The 14071-nt window shown below is 65.3% G+C and carries 13 protein-coding genes; 11 read left to right on the forward strand and 2 right to left on the reverse strand.

The annotated features are described in order from the left end of the window. The first annotated feature begins 9 nt into the window (after positions 1-9). The 3 genes from DW355_RS01755 (at position 10) to purU (ending at position 2204) form a co-directional block, all read left to right on the forward strand. Complete coding sequence (locus DW355_RS01755) at positions 10-801, forward strand: DUF3108 domain-containing protein (protein WP_131277526.1); 792 nt, start codon at positions 10-12, stop codon at positions 799-801. Positions 802-900: 99 nt separating this feature from the next. After that, entirely contained in the window at positions 901-1218 is a 318-nt protein-coding gene (locus tag DW355_RS01760) for a BTH_I0359 family protein (protein ID WP_131277528.1), read from the forward strand. Between the two features lie 137 nt (positions 1219-1355). Continuing rightward, on the forward strand, positions 1356-2204 hold the full coding sequence (gene purU / locus DW355_RS01765; RefSeq protein WP_131277530.1) for a formyltetrahydrofolate deformylase: 849 nt from the start codon (positions 1356-1358) through the stop codon (positions 2202-2204). Between the two features lie 77 nt (positions 2205-2281). Here the strand turns inward: purU and DW355_RS01770 are convergent, their stop codons facing one another. Together DW355_RS01770 and asd are read right to left on the reverse strand one after the other, a co-directional pair. Continuing rightward, the gene (locus DW355_RS01770; RefSeq protein ID WP_131277532.1) at positions 2282-3436 is read right to left on the reverse strand and encodes an aminotransferase class V-fold PLP-dependent enzyme; all 1155 of its coding nucleotides are present in this window, start codon (positions 3434-3436) and stop codon (positions 2282-2284) included. Between the two features lie 40 nt (positions 3437-3476). Continuing rightward, positions 3477-4361: an archaetidylserine decarboxylase gene (asd, locus tag DW355_RS01775; protein WP_131277534.1), complete on the reverse strand. Its 885-nt coding sequence runs from the start codon at positions 4359-4361 to the stop codon at positions 3477-3479. 241 nt (positions 4362-4602) lie between these two features. Here asd and DW355_RS01780 point away from each other — a divergent pair, with 241 nt between their 5' ends. The 8 genes from DW355_RS01780 (at position 4603) to DW355_RS01815 (ending at position 13991) form a co-directional block, all read left to right on the forward strand. Then, entirely contained in the window at positions 4603-5946 is a 1344-nt protein-coding gene (locus DW355_RS01780) for a transporter substrate-binding protein (protein WP_242671353.1), read from the forward strand. After that, entirely contained in the window at positions 5943-6530 is a 588-nt protein-coding gene (locus DW355_RS01785) for an ANTAR domain-containing response regulator (protein ID WP_131277536.1), read from the forward strand. The genes DW355_RS01780 and DW355_RS01785 overlap by 4 nt, the downstream gene beginning before the upstream one ends. Continuing rightward, complete coding sequence (locus DW355_RS01790) at positions 6527-7375, forward strand: ABC transporter permease (RefSeq protein ID WP_131277538.1); 849 nt, start codon at positions 6527-6529, stop codon at positions 7373-7375. The genes DW355_RS01785 and DW355_RS01790 overlap by 4 nt, the downstream gene beginning before the upstream one ends. A 2-nt stretch (positions 7376-7377) precedes the next feature. Then, a complete protein-coding gene (locus DW355_RS01795; protein ID WP_131277549.1) occupies positions 7378-8298 on the forward strand; it encodes an ABC transporter permease in 921 nt (306 codons plus the stop codon). Positions 8299-8337: 39 nt separating this feature from the next. Beyond that, positions 8338-9969 carry an ABC transporter substrate-binding protein gene (locus DW355_RS01800; protein WP_131277551.1) on the forward strand — a complete coding sequence of 544 codons (1632 nt, stop codon included), beginning with the start codon at positions 8338-8340 and terminating at the stop codon, positions 9967-9969. A gap of 12 nt (positions 9970-9981) precedes the next feature. Further along, positions 9982-10926 carry an acetamidase/formamidase family protein gene (locus DW355_RS01805; RefSeq protein WP_131277553.1) on the forward strand — a complete coding sequence of 315 codons (945 nt, stop codon included), beginning with the start codon at positions 9982-9984 and terminating at the stop codon, positions 10924-10926. Beyond that, the gene (locus DW355_RS01810) at positions 10923-12596 is read left to right on the forward strand and encodes an ABC transporter ATP-binding protein (RefSeq protein ID WP_131277555.1); all 1674 of its coding nucleotides are present in this window, start codon (positions 10923-10925) and stop codon (positions 12594-12596) included. Before DW355_RS01805 ends, DW355_RS01810 begins: the two co-directional genes overlap by 4 nt. Positions 12597-12695: 99 nt before the next feature. Beyond that, positions 12696-13991: an NAD(P)/FAD-dependent oxidoreductase gene (locus DW355_RS01815; protein ID WP_131277557.1), complete on the forward strand. Its 1296-nt coding sequence runs from the start codon at positions 12696-12698 to the stop codon at positions 13989-13991. Positions 13992-14071 lie beyond the last annotated feature (80 nt).

Here is a 14071-nt window from a genome sequence, read left to right on the forward strand (position 1 = left end):
GATTACACCATGAGCGATTTTGAGCACATGCGCCGCCGCGCCTGGCTGATGCACGCTGGCCTGGCCCTGTTGCCAGGTCAGGCCATGAGCCAATGGGTCCAGGCGGCCGAAATGCCGCTCCGCGTCGCGCCCGATGCCGTGCCCGCGCCCTTGCACCTGCGTTACCGGGTGCGCGGTACCGTCGCTTTCCTGCCGCTGTTTGCCGATGGGTATCTGTCGTGGCAGCACGGAAACGGACGCTATGAGGCCCGGCTGAAGCTGGACGCAGGGTTTCTAGGCACGCGCGAGCGCATCAGCAAGGGCAGGATCACCTCGACCGGCTTGCAGCCCCTGAGCTACACCGATCGCTCCCAGAACGAGCACGACACTGAATTCGACTGGCCCCGCGCCGAGGCTCGCCTGGGCAGGGGCGGCACCACCCGCCTGGCTCCGGGCACGCAAGACCTGGTTAGCCTGTACATCCAGCTGGCCTGTCTTTTCGCCACAAACACCACGTCGCCGGTTTTCAGGACCGACGGCGCGCAGCTGCCGCTTCCCGTCCTGGGCAACGGCAAGACCGTGGAACACTGGCGCCTGGTGGTCCAGGGCGAGGAGACCTTGAATCTGCCGGGTGGGCCAGTGCTCACACGCAAGTTGCTGCGTCTGCCCGAGCCCTCAGACAACCTGGGCGCGGAACTTTGGATGGCGCCTGCATTGAATTGGATGCCTGCGCGCATCCGGCTGAGCGAGGGCAGGAGCAGCGACGTCGATCTGCTATGGAGTCAGTCCATGGCGCCCATGCCCGCCGCTGAGACCGCTTGAAATCCGCAATGCGCAACCCCAACTGCAATTCCAGCATGAAACTTGCGGCTGTAACCTTGCCACCACCCGGTTCCCACCATCTGCCTATAGACTGACGCCATGCACACCTTGTACGACTCGGAGTCTTTCATCGTCACCCACCTGCTGGCCAGCCCCATCCGCCAGGACGACAACGGGCGCGTCATGGTCAGCGACCCGGATGACGAATACATGGCCGACCGTCCCTCGCTGATGCGCCACGGTTTCGAGATCGTGGACAAGCGCTCGGGCAAGGAGCTGTTCCTCGACGGCGCCTGGGCCGAGCTCTTCCAGCAACACCTGAGCGAGTGGCAGCGCACGCAACCGACGCAGGACGAAGTGGAAAACACGCTGGCGCAGTACGCCGAGCTCGCGACCCTGCCCTTGCACGTGCACTGAGCCCGCCTGCGCCGTGGCGGCGGCACAGGCGCCGACCCGCGAAGGCGAGTTCAGGGGGTTGTCGCCCCGGTATCCCACGCCGGGGCGTCGGCTTTTGCGACAATGGCAGCTTCTTCTTTCCGCATTCCGCCCCAGCCATGAGCGTCGCCTACATCCTCACCTTCTCCTGCCCGGACCGCCTGGGCCTTGTGCATGCCGTCTCGGGTTTCCTGCTGGAACGCGGCGGCAACATCGAGGAAGCGGCGCAGTACAACGACCCCGACACGGGTCTGTTCTTCATGCGGGTGCGTTTCTCCTGCGAACAGGTCAGCCACACGGACCTGCAGGCTCAGTTGAAGACTTTCGCCGAACCCTTCCAGATGCAATGGCGGCTGAACCCGGCCGAGACCAAGGTGCGCACCCTCATCTTCGTCAGCAAGGAAGGCCATTGCCTGAACGACCTGTTGTTCCGCTGGAAGATCGGCCTGCTGCCCATCGACATCCGCGCCATCGTCTCTAACCACCGCGACTTCTACCAACTCGCGGCCAGCTACAACATCCCCTTCCACCACGTTCCCGTCACGGCGGCCACCAAGGCAGAAGCCGAGGCGCGGCAGTTCGAGATCGTGCAGGCCGAAAACGCGGAACTGGTGGTGCTGGCGCGCTACATGCAGGTGCTGAGCGACGATCTCTGCCGCAAACTCTCGGGCAAGGCCATCAACATCCACCACAGCTTCCTGCCCAGCTTCAAGGGTGCCAAGCCCTACTACCAGGCGCATGACCGCGGCGTGAAGCTGATCGGCGCCACCGCCCACTACGTGACGGCGGACCTGGACGAAGGCCCCATCATCGAACAGGACGTGGCGCGCGTGGACCACAGCAAGACGGTGGAAGACTTCACCGCCATCGGCCGCGACACCGAAAGCCAGGTGCTGGCGCGCGCCGTCAAGTGGCACAGCGAGCACCGCGTGATCTTGAACGGGCACAAGACGGTGATCTTCAAGTAAGCCCGCTCAATCCCAAAAAACAAAAGCCCCGGCGTCTTGCGACTCGGGGCTTTTTGATTGATTCTGCGTCAAGAAAATCAAGCCGCCTTCGCCACCTTCTCGGTGTAGCCCAACTTATCCAGCGCCGCAGCCAGCTGCGCCACGCTGCGGTCCGGGTTGTGCAGCTTGTCCAGGCCGAAGAGGCCGATGCGGAAGGTGCTGAAATCCTTGGGTTCGTCGCACTGCAGGGGCACGCCGGCGGCGGTCTGCAGGCCCAGGGCGAGGAATTTCTTGCTGTTCTGGATGTCGGTGTCGGTGGTGTAGCTGACCACGACGCCCGCGGCCTTGAAGCCGTCGGCGGCGACGCTGACAAAGCCGCGGCTTTCCAGCAGGGCGCGCACCTTGGCGCCCAGGGCCAGCTGTTCCTGGCGCACCTTGTCGAAGCCGTAGTCACGCGTTTCGCGCATCACCTGGTCCAGACGCGCCAGGGCGTCGGTAGGCATGGTGGTGTGGTACATGTGGCCGCCGTTTTCGTAGGCCTCCATGATCTGCAGCCACTTCTTGAGGTCGGCCGCGAAGCTGGTGCTGGTGGTGCCGTCGATGGCCTTGCGGGCGCGCTCGCTGAGCATCACCATCGCGCAGGCAGGCGAACCGCTCCAACCCTTTTGCGGCGCGCTGACCAGCACGTCCACGCCGGTGGCCTGCATGTCGACCCAGAGGCAGCCGGAGGCGATGCAGTCCAGCACGAAGAGGCCGCCCACCTCGTGCACGGCGTCCGTCACCTTCTTCAGGTAGTCGTCGGGCAGGATCATGCCGGCCGCGGTTTCCACGTGCGGGGCGAACACGACGTCCGGCTTCTCGGCCCGTATGGTGGCCACGACCTCGTCCACCGGGCAAGGCGTCCACGGCGCCTGCGGACCGGTGCCGATGCGGCGAGCCTTGAGCACGGTGGAACTGGCGGGGATATTGCCCATCTCGAAGATCTGGGTCCAGCGGTAGCTGAACCAGCCATTGCGGATCACCAGAGTTTTCTTGCCGGTGGCGAATTGGCGCGCCACGGCTTCCATGCCGAAGGTGCCGCTACCGGGCACCAGGGCGGCGGACTTGGCCTTGTAGACATCTTTGAGGATGGTGGAGATGTCCTTCATCACGCCCTGGAAGCGCTGGGACATGTGGTTCAGGGCGCGGTCGGTGTAGACCACCGAGAATTCAAGCAGGCCGTCGGGGTCGACGTTGGGCAGCAAAGCGGGCATGGGTGTCTCCTGTGGACGCCTGACTTCCCTGAAACCGGTGTCAGGCTTTCGAGTCGGCCATTCTCTCACCAAGCCGGATGGCACGCCCAGGCGCCCAGTCCGGGTTGAATTGCAGGCCGGAGGCCCCCGGTTTGCCGGGCCAGAGCAGCACCACGGTGCTGCCCAGCAGGAAGCGGCCCATTTCGGCGCCCTGGGCGAGCGTGACCGCGCGGCCCTCGCCAGCCCCCTCGCCCGCACCTTCATACAACCACTCCATCACGGTCGGGCGACGCGGCGGATTGACCTGACCGTGCCAGACCGTGACCATGCTGCCCACGATGGTCGCGCCCACCAGCACCAGGGCCAGCGGGCCGCGCGCGGTATCGAAGATGCAGACCACGCGCTCGTTGCGCGCGAACAGCCCAGGCACGCCGCGCGCCGTGGTCGGGTTGACGGAGAACAGATCCCCCGGCACATAGACCATGCGCCTGAGCGTGCCCGCGCAGGGCATGTGGATGCGGTGATAGTCACGCGGGCTCAGGTAGAGGGTGGCGAAATGCCCGTGCTCGAACTGCGCGGCCAGCGCGGCATCGCCGCCGAGCAAAGCCGTGGTGCTGTAGTGGTGACCCTTGGCTTGGAAGATCTGGTCGCGCTCGATGGCGCCGAACTGGCTGATCGCGCCGTCCACCGGGCAAATCCAGTCGGCATCGGCCAAGGGGCGAGCGCCGTCCTTCAAGGCGCGCGTGAAAAAGTCATTGAAGGTGGCGTAACTGGCCGGATCGGGATTGACTGCCTCGCCCATGTTCACGTCGTAGCGTCGGATGAACCGGCGGATGATGGCGGTGGTCACCCCCCCCATGGCCGAACCGGCCACCCAGCCGGAAAACACATTGATGGCTTTTTTCGGGAACAGATACTGCGGCAGCACCGCAAGACGATCGGACATGGACGAAGCTTTCTTCGGGATGACAAGCGAGGATAAGCGGGCGATTATCCGGTCACGGGACGATCCGGGCCGCCCGTGAGTTCCCCTGAGTCGATCTCTGCTGCCCCGGCCCGCTACGGCACGCGCGCCGCGCAGATCGAACCGCTGCTTGCTGCGCGCGCGGCCTTCTGCGCCATGCCATGCACCCGGATGCAGGCCGCGCCGTTCCTGCACAGCGCCGAGACCTTCACACCACTTGGGTGTGCTCATCAAACGCCTGTTGATCGACACCGGCCCAACAGCCTCGCACCAGATCCGCACATCTGGCACAAAATCTGCTTGCCCTTCTGCACCGACGCCAAGTTGCCAAACTTGGCGCGACACAGTCACCAATATTGGGCAACAGCGCCCCATGATGCCGCCGGGCAGCCGGTTTGCGTCATGGGGCTTTTTGTTTGGGAACGGGCATCTCGTGAAAATCGGCGTTCTGTATTCGACGACCGGGCCGTATGGCGCAATGGGGCGGGATGCGCGCTTGGGTGTGGAGTTTGCCTTGCACGACCACGCGCAGCCGGGTAAGGGGCAGATCGAATCGGTTTTCTTTGATCCTCATGCCGATCTGGCGGCCTATCTGGAAGGCGCGGCCCATCTGCTGCGCAACGGGTGCCGGCACATCATCGGAACCATCACCTCGGCGGCACGCAAGGAAGTGATTCCGCTGATCGAAAAGCATGACGCCCTGCTGTGGTACATGTGCCCCTACGAGGGCTTCGAGGCCAACGAGAACGTCATCTACATCGGCGGTTGCCCCAACCAGCATTTGATGCCGTTGTTCGACCATCTGCTCGCGTCGCATGGCGCTCGGCCTTATCTGGTCGGTGCCAATTACGTTTGGGGCTGGGAGATGAACCGGCTGGCGCGCGAGTTGGTCGGCCAGGCAGGCGGCGCGGTGCTGGGCGAGCGGTATTTGCCGCTGGAGGAAACCGGCGTCGAACGTATCGTGGCCGACATTGCCGACAAGCGCCCTGATTTCGTGCTCAACAACTTGGTTGGCCCGTCCAGCTATGCCTTTCTGACTGCCATGCATGCGCTGGGTCAACGCGATCCGGCCTTCTTGCCGGAAAACTGCCCCGTGGTCAGTTGCGATCTGCAGGAATGCGAGCTGCCGGACATTCCGGCGGGGGCCGCGCTGGGCCAGTTGTGCGCCGCGCCCTATTTCGACAGCCTATCGTCGGCGGACAACACAGCCTTCAAGGCCCGTGTGCGCGCCTGGCGGCGAAGCATCGGCAAGGTTTCCAATCTGTTCACCAGCGCCTATACCGCCACGTCGTTGTGCATCGCGGCCATGGAGTCCGTCGACAGCGAGGCGCCGGCGCAGGTGCGTGGCGCGCTGCTGTCCCGCGCATGGCCCACGCTGCTGGGCAGCATGACCATCGACCCGGTCACCAACCATGCGAACCTGCCGTTTCATCTCGGACGCATCAACAGCGCGCAAGGATTCGATGTCATCGCGTCACGTCCCGCTTTGGCCGCCGACCCCTATCTGACGGGACATGCGCGGCATTCCGCCCCGCGTGCCGCGTCGCATTTGAGGCTGGTGTCATGACGGCGCTGCACACCCCCACCTTCGCGGGCTGGACGTGCCTGATTCTGGCGTGGGAAGACAAGCATACCCAGCGCCTGGCGCGCCAGTTGAGGGTGCTCGGCATAGAGGTGCTGCACCAGGAACACCCGCTGGATGCCACGCAGCGACCTCATCTGATCGTGATCGATGCGGATCAAGGACTGGACGCCATGCTTCCGTCCAACAAACCGGGTTGCCCGGTGATCGCCTTGTTGAGTTCCGAAGCGCCGGGCCGCCTGGCGTGGGCATTGCGTCATGGTGCGGGGGCCTTTGTTCCTAAACCAGTGCCCGTGTCGGCGGTGTATCCCGCCCTGGTGCTGGCCCGTTCGCACCATGAGGCGCACACGGAGACAACCAGGCGCATCCACTGGCTGGAGGAGCGGTTGCGGCTGCGTCCCGTGGTGTTCGCCGCCTTGAATCTGTTGAAGACTGGCGGCGGTCTGAGTGATGACGAGGCCTATGCCCAGTTGCGTGAAAACGCCATGCAGGAACGCATGTCCATTGAGCAGATGGCGGCCCTGCTGCTCGACGGCGGGCGCTCCGCACGAAAGAAGGTAACCGGATGAAAGTGCTGCGTGAGCTATGCCGCCAGCCGCTGGCCTTGCTGGGCTTGGGTATTGTGCTGGCGGTCGTGGCGCTGGCGCTGGCGGCCCCCTGGATTGCCCCTTACGCGCCCGACGACCAGATGCTCGACGGCCTCTCGCTTGAGGGTGCGCCCCTGCCGCCGGACGGACGGTTTCTGCTGGGCACAGACACACTCGGACGCGACGTACTGTCGCGCCTGCTCTGGGGCGCTCGCGCATCGCTGCTGATCGGTCTCGTCGCCAATGGCATTGCCGTCGGCGTGGGGCTGTGCGTGGGCATCACGGCGGGGTATCTGCGCGGCTGGGTCAGCAGCCTGCTGATGCGCTTGACCGATCTGATGATGGCCTTTCCCGCGTTGCTGCTGGCCATCGTGCTGGCCGCCATCCTCAAGCCCGGCCTGTGGATCGTCGCGCTGGTGATCGCAATGGTGAACTGGGTGCAGATCGCCCGCATCGTCTATACCGAAACACGTGGGCTTGCCGAGCGCGACTTCATCATGGCTGAGCGCTCGCTGGGCGCGGGCCATGCGCGCATCCTGTTGCGCCACATCCTGCCGCATCTGTTTCCCACGGCCATCGTCTGGGGCACGCTGGGCATCGCCACCACCGTGCTGCTGGAGGCCACGCTGTCCTTCCTCGGCATCGGCGTGCAGCCGCCGGAGCCGTCCTGGGGCAACATCATTTTCGAGAACCAAAGCTACTTCCAATCGGCGCCGTGGCTGGTGTTCTTTCCCGGCGCGGTCATCCTGCTGACCGCGCTGGCCTTCAACCTCGTGGGCGATGCGCTGCGCGACCTGCTCGATCCTACGCAGCGGGGGCGGGGCTGACCATGCTGGCGCTGCTGTCCCGCCGCCTGGCGCAAGCCCTTCTGATTCTGCTGGGCGTGGCCGCCATCACCTTCGTGCTGCTCTACGCCCTGCCCGCCGATCCGGCGCGCATGCTGGCCGGACGCAGCGCCACGACGCAAACAGTGGCCAACATCCGGCACGAACTGGGGTTGGATCAGCCCCTGCCGGCCCAGTTCGCCCATTACCTCGGCCAACTGGCACAAGGCAAGCTCGGGCGCTCCTACACGCAAAAAACGGAAGTTGCCACGCTGATCGTGGCGCGCCTGCCCGCCACACTGACGCTGATGGCGGCGGGCATTTGCGTCGAAGTATCGCTGGGCCTCGCGCTGGGCGTGCTCGCGGCCCTGCGGCGCGGCGGCCTGGCGGATCGCGTGGTGATGATGGCAGCCTTCGTTGGTGTCTCCGCGCCGCAGTTCATCGTCGCGCTGCTGCTGCTTTACTTGTTTGCCGCCACACTGGGCTGGTTTCCGATGAGTGGCTATGGCACGTTCGCACACGTCGTGCTGCCCGCGCTCACGCTCGGCGTGCTGGGAGCTGGCTGGTATGCGCGCATGGTGCGCTCCGCAATGATCGACGTGCTCCAGCAGGACTACATCCGCACCGCGCGGGCCAAAGGCCTGCGGGCCACCCGCATCGTGTTGCGCCACGCGCTGCCCAACGCCGTGCTGCCCGTCATCGCCATGATCGGCATCGACATCGGCCAATTCATGGGCGGCGTGGTCGTCGTCGAAGCCGTGTACGGCTGGCCGGGCATCGGCCAGTTGGCCTGGCAGGCCATCCAGCAGGTGGACATTCCCATCATCATGGGCGTGACACTGGTTTCGGCTGTCGCCATCGTGCTGGGCAATCTGCTGGCCGACCTCGCCGCGCCGTTCATTGACCCGCGCATCCGCACCCACTGACACCTTCTTCCCGCATCCTCAGCCCCACCAGGAGAAATCATGCTGAAACGCTCCCTCTTGAAAGCAACAGCCGCTGCGGCCATTCTGGCCTCATCCACGCTCCCCGCGCTGCCGGCACTGGCGCAGAGCCAGCCCGCGCAAGGCGGTGACATCGTCGTGACCTACAAGGACGACATCGTCACGCTCGACCCGGCGATTGGCTATGACTGGGTGAACTGGTCGCTCATCAAGAGCCTGTTTTCGCGCCTGGTGGACTACACACCCGGCACGGACAAGATCGTGCCTTCGCTGGCCGAGAGCTTCACTGTCGCCAAGGACGGCCTGACTTACACCTTCAAACTGCGCCCCGGCGTCAAGTTCACGCATGGCCGCGAGGTGGTGGCCGGCGATGTCAAATACTCCATTGAACGCGCCATCAATCCCAAAACGCAAGGCCCCGGCGCGGGCTTCTTCGGCGCCATTCAGGGTTTCGATGATTTCAACGGTGGCAAGGCAGCGGCGCTCTCTGGCATCCTGACACCGGACGCGCGTACGGTGGTCTTCAAACTCTCGCGCCCGGACGCCACTTTCTTGCACGTGCTGGCCATCAATTTCGCCTCGGTCGTCCCGAAGGAAGCCGTCGAAGCCGCCGGCGGCGATTTCGGCAAGAAGCCGGTCGGCTCCGGCACGATCGTCCTGAAAGATTGGGCGATCGGGCAGAAGTTGGTCTTCCAGCGCAACCCCAATTACTTCGTCAAGGGCATCCCCCACGTGGACAAGATCACCGTCGAAGTCGGCCAGGAGCCGCTGGTTGCCCTGCTGCGCCTGCAAAAGGGCGAGGTGGACATCGCGGGCGACGGCATTCCGCCAGCCAAGTACTTGGAGGTGAAGAACTCGCCGCAAGGCAAGCAGACCATTGTCGATGGCGCGCAACTCAACACGGACTACATCACGCTCAACACCAAAGTCAAACCATTCGACAACGTAAAGGTGCGCCAGGCCATCAACATGGCAATCAACAAGGAGCGCATCGCCCGCATCCTCAATGGCCGCGCCACTCCCGCCAACCAGCCATTGCCGCCCCTCATGCCCGGCTATGACAAAAGCTACAAGGGTTACGCCTACGACACGACCCAGGCCAAGGCGCTGCTGGCGCAGGCTGGCTACGCCAATGGCTTCTCCACCGTGCTCTACTCCACTAACACCGACCCGCAGCCGCGCATCGCGCAGGCCATCCAGCAAGATTTGGCCGCCATCGGCGTCAAGACCGAACTGCGCGCGCTGGCGCAGGGCAATGTGATTGCGGCAGGCGGCACCGAAGGCGAAGCGCCGATGATCTGGTCGGGCGGCATGGCCTGGATCGCGGACTTCCCGGATCCGTCCAACTTCTACGGCCCCATCCTGGGCTGCGCGGGCGCGGTGCAAGGCGGCTGGAACTGGTCGTGGTATTGCAACGAAGCCATCGACAAGCGCGCCGTGGCCGCCGATTCCATGTCCGAGCCGGCCAAAGCCGCAGAACGCGCCAAGGCCTGGGGCAAGATTTACACCGACATCATGGCCGACGCGCCCTGGGTGCCGGTCATCAACGAGCGCCGCGTGGTGGCCAAGTCCGCGCGCATGGGCGGCGCCGACAACATCTACATCGACCCCACCCGCGTCATCAACTTTGACGCCATCTTCGTGAAGAAGTGACGGGAAGTTTCCATGTGCGTCGCCTGCAACCACACCATCCACCGCAGCCAGCACAACTATGGCTGGAACCGCGACTTTGCGCCCGCGCTCACCGCCCGGCCCGGCGAGACCATCCTGTTTGAATGCCAGGACTCGTCCGGCGGGCAGATTGGCGTAGATGCCACGCTCGACACGCTGATCAAGCTGGACTTCGGCAAGATCAACCCCGTCACGGGCCCGGTGCGCGTGGAGGGCGCTGAACCGGGTGACGCGCTGAAAGTCACCATCCGAAAATTCCATCCAAGCGGCCACGGCTGGACGGCCAACATCCCCGGCTTCGGCTTGCTGGCCGACCAGTTCAAGGATCCGGCCCTGCATATCTGGAAGTACGACAGCGTCAGCATGGCCCCGTCCGCCTACGGCCCCGGCGGACGCGTGCCGCTCAAGCCTTTCACCGGCACCATCGGCGTGGCCCCGGCAGAGCCGGGCCTGCACTCCGTCGTGCCGCCACGCCGTGTCGGCGGCAACATGGACATCCGCGACTTGGCGGCGGGCGCCACGCTGTACCTGCCCGTCGAGGTCGAGGGCGCGCTGTTTTCCGTGGGCGACACCCATGCCGCGCAAGGGGATGGCGAGGTCTGCGGCACCGCCATCGAGAGCCGGATGGATGTCGAGTTGACGATTGACCTGGTCAAGGACGCGCGCTTGCAAACACCGCGTTTCACCGTCACCGAGCCGGTGACGCGCCACTTGGATGGCGCGGGTTATGAAGTCACCACCGGCATCGGTCCGGATTTGATGACCGGCGCGCGCGAAGCCCTGATGCGCATGATCGATCTGCTGGCCGTGCAGCACGGACTCAGTCCGGTGGATGCCTACATGCTGTGCTCGGTCTGCGGGGATTTGCGCATCAGCGAAATCGTCGATCAACCCAACTGGGTCGTCTCCTTCTATTTCCCGCGCATCGTGTTCGCATGAAACAGGCGCTGCTGTCGGTACGCGGCCTGACAGTCGATGCGCGCACGCCGCAGGGCCTGCGGCGTGTGCTCGACAGCGTCAGTTTCGATCTGAACGAAGGGGAGACACTGTGCCTGGCTGGTGAATCCGGATCGGGCAAATCCGTCACTTCGCTGGCCATCATGGGCTTGCTGCCTGGCGCTTCGCTGCGCGTTTCGGCGGGTGAAATCCTGTTCGACGGGCAGAGCCTGCTGACGCTGCCGCAGCGGGCGCTGCGGCATCTGCGCGGTGGCGATATTGCGATGATCTTTCAAGAGCCGATGACCTCGCTCAACCCCATCATGACCATCGGCGCGCAGATGGCCGAGGCCATCCGCGCGCATGGCAGGGATGGCCAGGAGAGTGCGGAGGTGCTGACCCGGCAGATGCTCGATGCCGTCCACATGAACGATGCGGCGCGGCGTCTGACGCAATATCCGCACGAACTGTCGGGCGGGATGCGCCAACGCGTGATGATCGCGATGGCCCTGTCCTGCCGTCCCAAGGTGCTGATTGCCGACGAACCCACGACGGCACTGGATGTGACCGTGCAGGCGCAAATTTTGACGCTGCTGCGTGAGCTCCGGCGAGAATTCAGCACCTCCATCCTGCTCATCACGCATGACATGGGCGTGGTGGCGGAGATGGCTGACCGGGTGGCCGTGATGCGTGGCGGCCGCTTGGAGGAGCAGGGCGACAGCCTCGACATTTTCGAGCGTCCCCAGCAGGACTACACCCGGCAACTGCTGGCCGCCGTGCCGCGGCTGGGTTCGCTGGCGGGCACCGATGCACCGCCGCGCATCACCGCGCCCACCGGCGAAAGCCCCGTGCTGTCCACCTGGCCGGTGCTGGACGTGCAGGGCCTGTGCGTCAGCTATGCCCGCCCGAGGGGCTGGCTGGGCCGCGGCGCCGAAAAAACCCCGAACACCGTGGAGAGCGTCTCGTTCTCCATCCCCGCCGGGCAGACGCTGGGGTTGGTGGGCGAAAGCGGCTCGGGCAAATCCACCACGGGCAAGGCGGTGCTGGGCCTCATCCCGTTCAGCGGCCAGGTGGAACTGGACGGACGCGAAGTCAGGGCCGGGCAAAGCCCCGTGCTGATGCGCCCCATCCGCCGGACTGCGCAGATGATTTTCCAGGATCCGTATGCCTCGCTCGACCCGCGCATGTGCATTGGCGATGCCATCGCCGAGCCCTTGCTCATCCACGGCATTGCCAATGCCTCGGAACGGCGCGACCACGTGGCGGCCCTGTTGGGGCGCGTGGGTTTGTCACCTGACGTGGCGACACGCTACCCGCATGAATTTTCGGGCGGGCAACGCCAGCGCATCTGCATCGCACGCGCGTTGGCGCTCAAGCCCAAGCTCATCGTCTCCGACGAAAGCGTGGCCGCGCTGGATGTTTCCGTGCGCGCCAAAGTGCTGGATTTGATGCTGGAATTGCAAGAGCAACTTGGCCTGAGCTACCTGTTCATCTCGCACGACATGGCTGTGATTGAAAGAATGTCGCACCAGGTGGCTGTCATGCGCGGTGGCCACATCGTCGAAATAGGCAGCCGGCGGCAGATTTTCGAGAATCCGGCGGATGACTACACGCGCTGCCTGATGCAGGCCGTGCCGATTCCCGATCCCCGGCGCTACCGGCAGTCTGCATAGGCGGGATGCTGGCTATCCCGGTGCCCTCACTACCACATTCCCCATCTCCACTCCGGTGATCGCGACCTGCACGCGTCCGGCCACAGGACAATCCAGGGCATGAATTCCCCTGATCCCAGTTTCGTCGCCATCATCGGCGGTGGTCCCGCCGGCCTGATGGCCGCCGAAGTGCTGGCCGCCGCCGGCCACAAAGTCACCGTCTTCGATGCCAAGCCCAGCGTCGGTCGCAAGTTCCTGCTCGCCGGCAAGGGCGGGCTGAACCTGACACATTCGGAGCCGTCCGCGCCCTTCCTCGCCCGCTTCGGCACGCGTGCCGCACAGATCGAGCCACTGCTGCACGACTTCGACGCCGATGCCTTGCGCGCCTGGGCCGCCGGCCTGGGCGTGGAGACCTTCGTCGGCACGTCCGGCCGCGTTTTTCCCAGCGACCTGAAAGCCGCGCCGCTGCTGCGCGCGTGGTTGCACCGGCTGCGCTCGGGAGGCGTCACGTTCGCGATGCGACACCGCTGGCTGGGCTGGACGGATCGAGAGGGAGATCAAGAAGGTGATGGCGCGCTGCGCTTCGCCACGCCCGACGGCGAGCGCCTCGTGCGCCCGCGCTCCACGTTGCTGGCGCTGGGCGGCGCGTCGTGGCCGCAGCTAGGGTCCGACGGCGCGTGGGCGGCCTTGCTGCAAGCGCGCGGCGTGGCTGTCGCGCCGCTGCGCCCCGCCAACTGCGGCTTCGACGTGGCCGCGACGGCCGCACGCCCGCAACCGGACCCGCAATCACCCGGCTGGAGCGAGCGCTTCGCGGGCGAGTTCGCCGGCCAGCCGGTCAAACCCGTCACGTTGGCGGCCGTGGACTTCCCGGCACGGGCCGGTGAGTTCGTGATCACGGCCCATGGCATCGAAGGCTCACTGATCTATGCGGCCAGCGCCGCGCTGCGCGATCAGATCGAGCGCGATGGCACAGCCACGCTGCACCTGGACTTGCTGCCGCAACTGACGCCCGAGCGCGTGCTCGCCGAGGTGCAGCACCCGCGGGGTAGTCGCTCGCTGTCTTCCCACCTGAAAAGCCGGCTGAACCTCAGCTCGCTGAAACTGGGCCTGTTGCACGAGTTGCTGACACGCGAGCAGATGCTGCACGCGCCCACGCTGGCCGCTGCGCTGAAACACTTGCCGCTGACCGTCGCTGCACCGCGCCCGGTCGCCGAAGCCATCTCCACGGCGGGCGGCGTGCGCTTCGAGGCGCTGACGGAGAAACTGATGCTGACCGCGCTGCCCGGCGTGTTCTGCGCGGGCGAAATGCTGGACTGGGAAGCCCCCACGGGCGGCTACCTGCTGACGGCCTGCTTTGCGAGCGGACGTGCGGCGGCGCAGGGCATGGTGGACTGGCTCGCGAAGCCCAGCCCTTGAATCTCGACAACATCTCGGCCGGATCTTGATCAGCCCAACCCGGGCCTCGACCCTGGAACAACGATTATTTATGATGGCTC

Origin of the sequence: Hylemonella gracilis, assembly GCF_004328645.1 — a bacterium.
Lineage (GTDB): Bacteria > Pseudomonadota > Gammaproteobacteria > Burkholderiales > Burkholderiaceae_C > Hylemonella > Hylemonella gracilis_B.

Coding starts and splice junctions, on each gene's coding strand:
- DW355_RS01795 (WP_131277549.1), top strand. CDS start 7,378: ATGCTGGCGCTGCTGTCCCGCCGCCTGGCGCAAGCCCTTCTGATTCTG.
- DW355_RS01815 (WP_131277557.1), top strand. CDS start 12,696: ATGAATTCCCCTGATCCCAGTTTCGTCGCCATCATCGGCGGTGGTCCC.
- DW355_RS01785 (WP_131277536.1), top strand. CDS start 5,943: ATGACGGCGCTGCACACCCCCACCTTCGCGGGCTGGACGTGCCTGATT.
- DW355_RS01755 (WP_131277526.1), top strand. CDS start 10: ATGAGCGATTTTGAGCACATGCGCCGCCGCGCCTGGCTGATGCACGCT.
- purU (WP_131277530.1), top strand. CDS start 1,356: ATGAGCGTCGCCTACATCCTCACCTTCTCCTGCCCGGACCGCCTGGGC.
- DW355_RS01810 (WP_131277555.1), top strand. CDS start 10,923: ATGAAACAGGCGCTGCTGTCGGTACGCGGCCTGACAGTCGATGCGCGC.
- DW355_RS01760 (WP_131277528.1), top strand. CDS start 901: ATGCACACCTTGTACGACTCGGAGTCTTTCATCGTCACCCACCTGCTG.
- DW355_RS01770 (WP_131277532.1), bottom strand. CDS start 3,436: ATGCCCGCTTTGCTGCCCAACGTCGACCCCGACGGCCTGCTTGAATTC.
- DW355_RS01790 (WP_131277538.1), top strand. CDS start 6,527: ATGAAAGTGCTGCGTGAGCTATGCCGCCAGCCGCTGGCCTTGCTGGGC.
- asd (WP_131277534.1), bottom strand. CDS start 4,361: ATGTCCGATCGTCTTGCGGTGCTGCCGCAGTATCTGTTCCCGAAAAAA.
- DW355_RS01800 (WP_131277551.1), top strand. CDS start 8,338: ATGCTGAAACGCTCCCTCTTGAAAGCAACAGCCGCTGCGGCCATTCTG.
- DW355_RS01805 (WP_131277553.1), top strand. CDS start 9,982: ATGTGCGTCGCCTGCAACCACACCATCCACCGCAGCCAGCACAACTAT.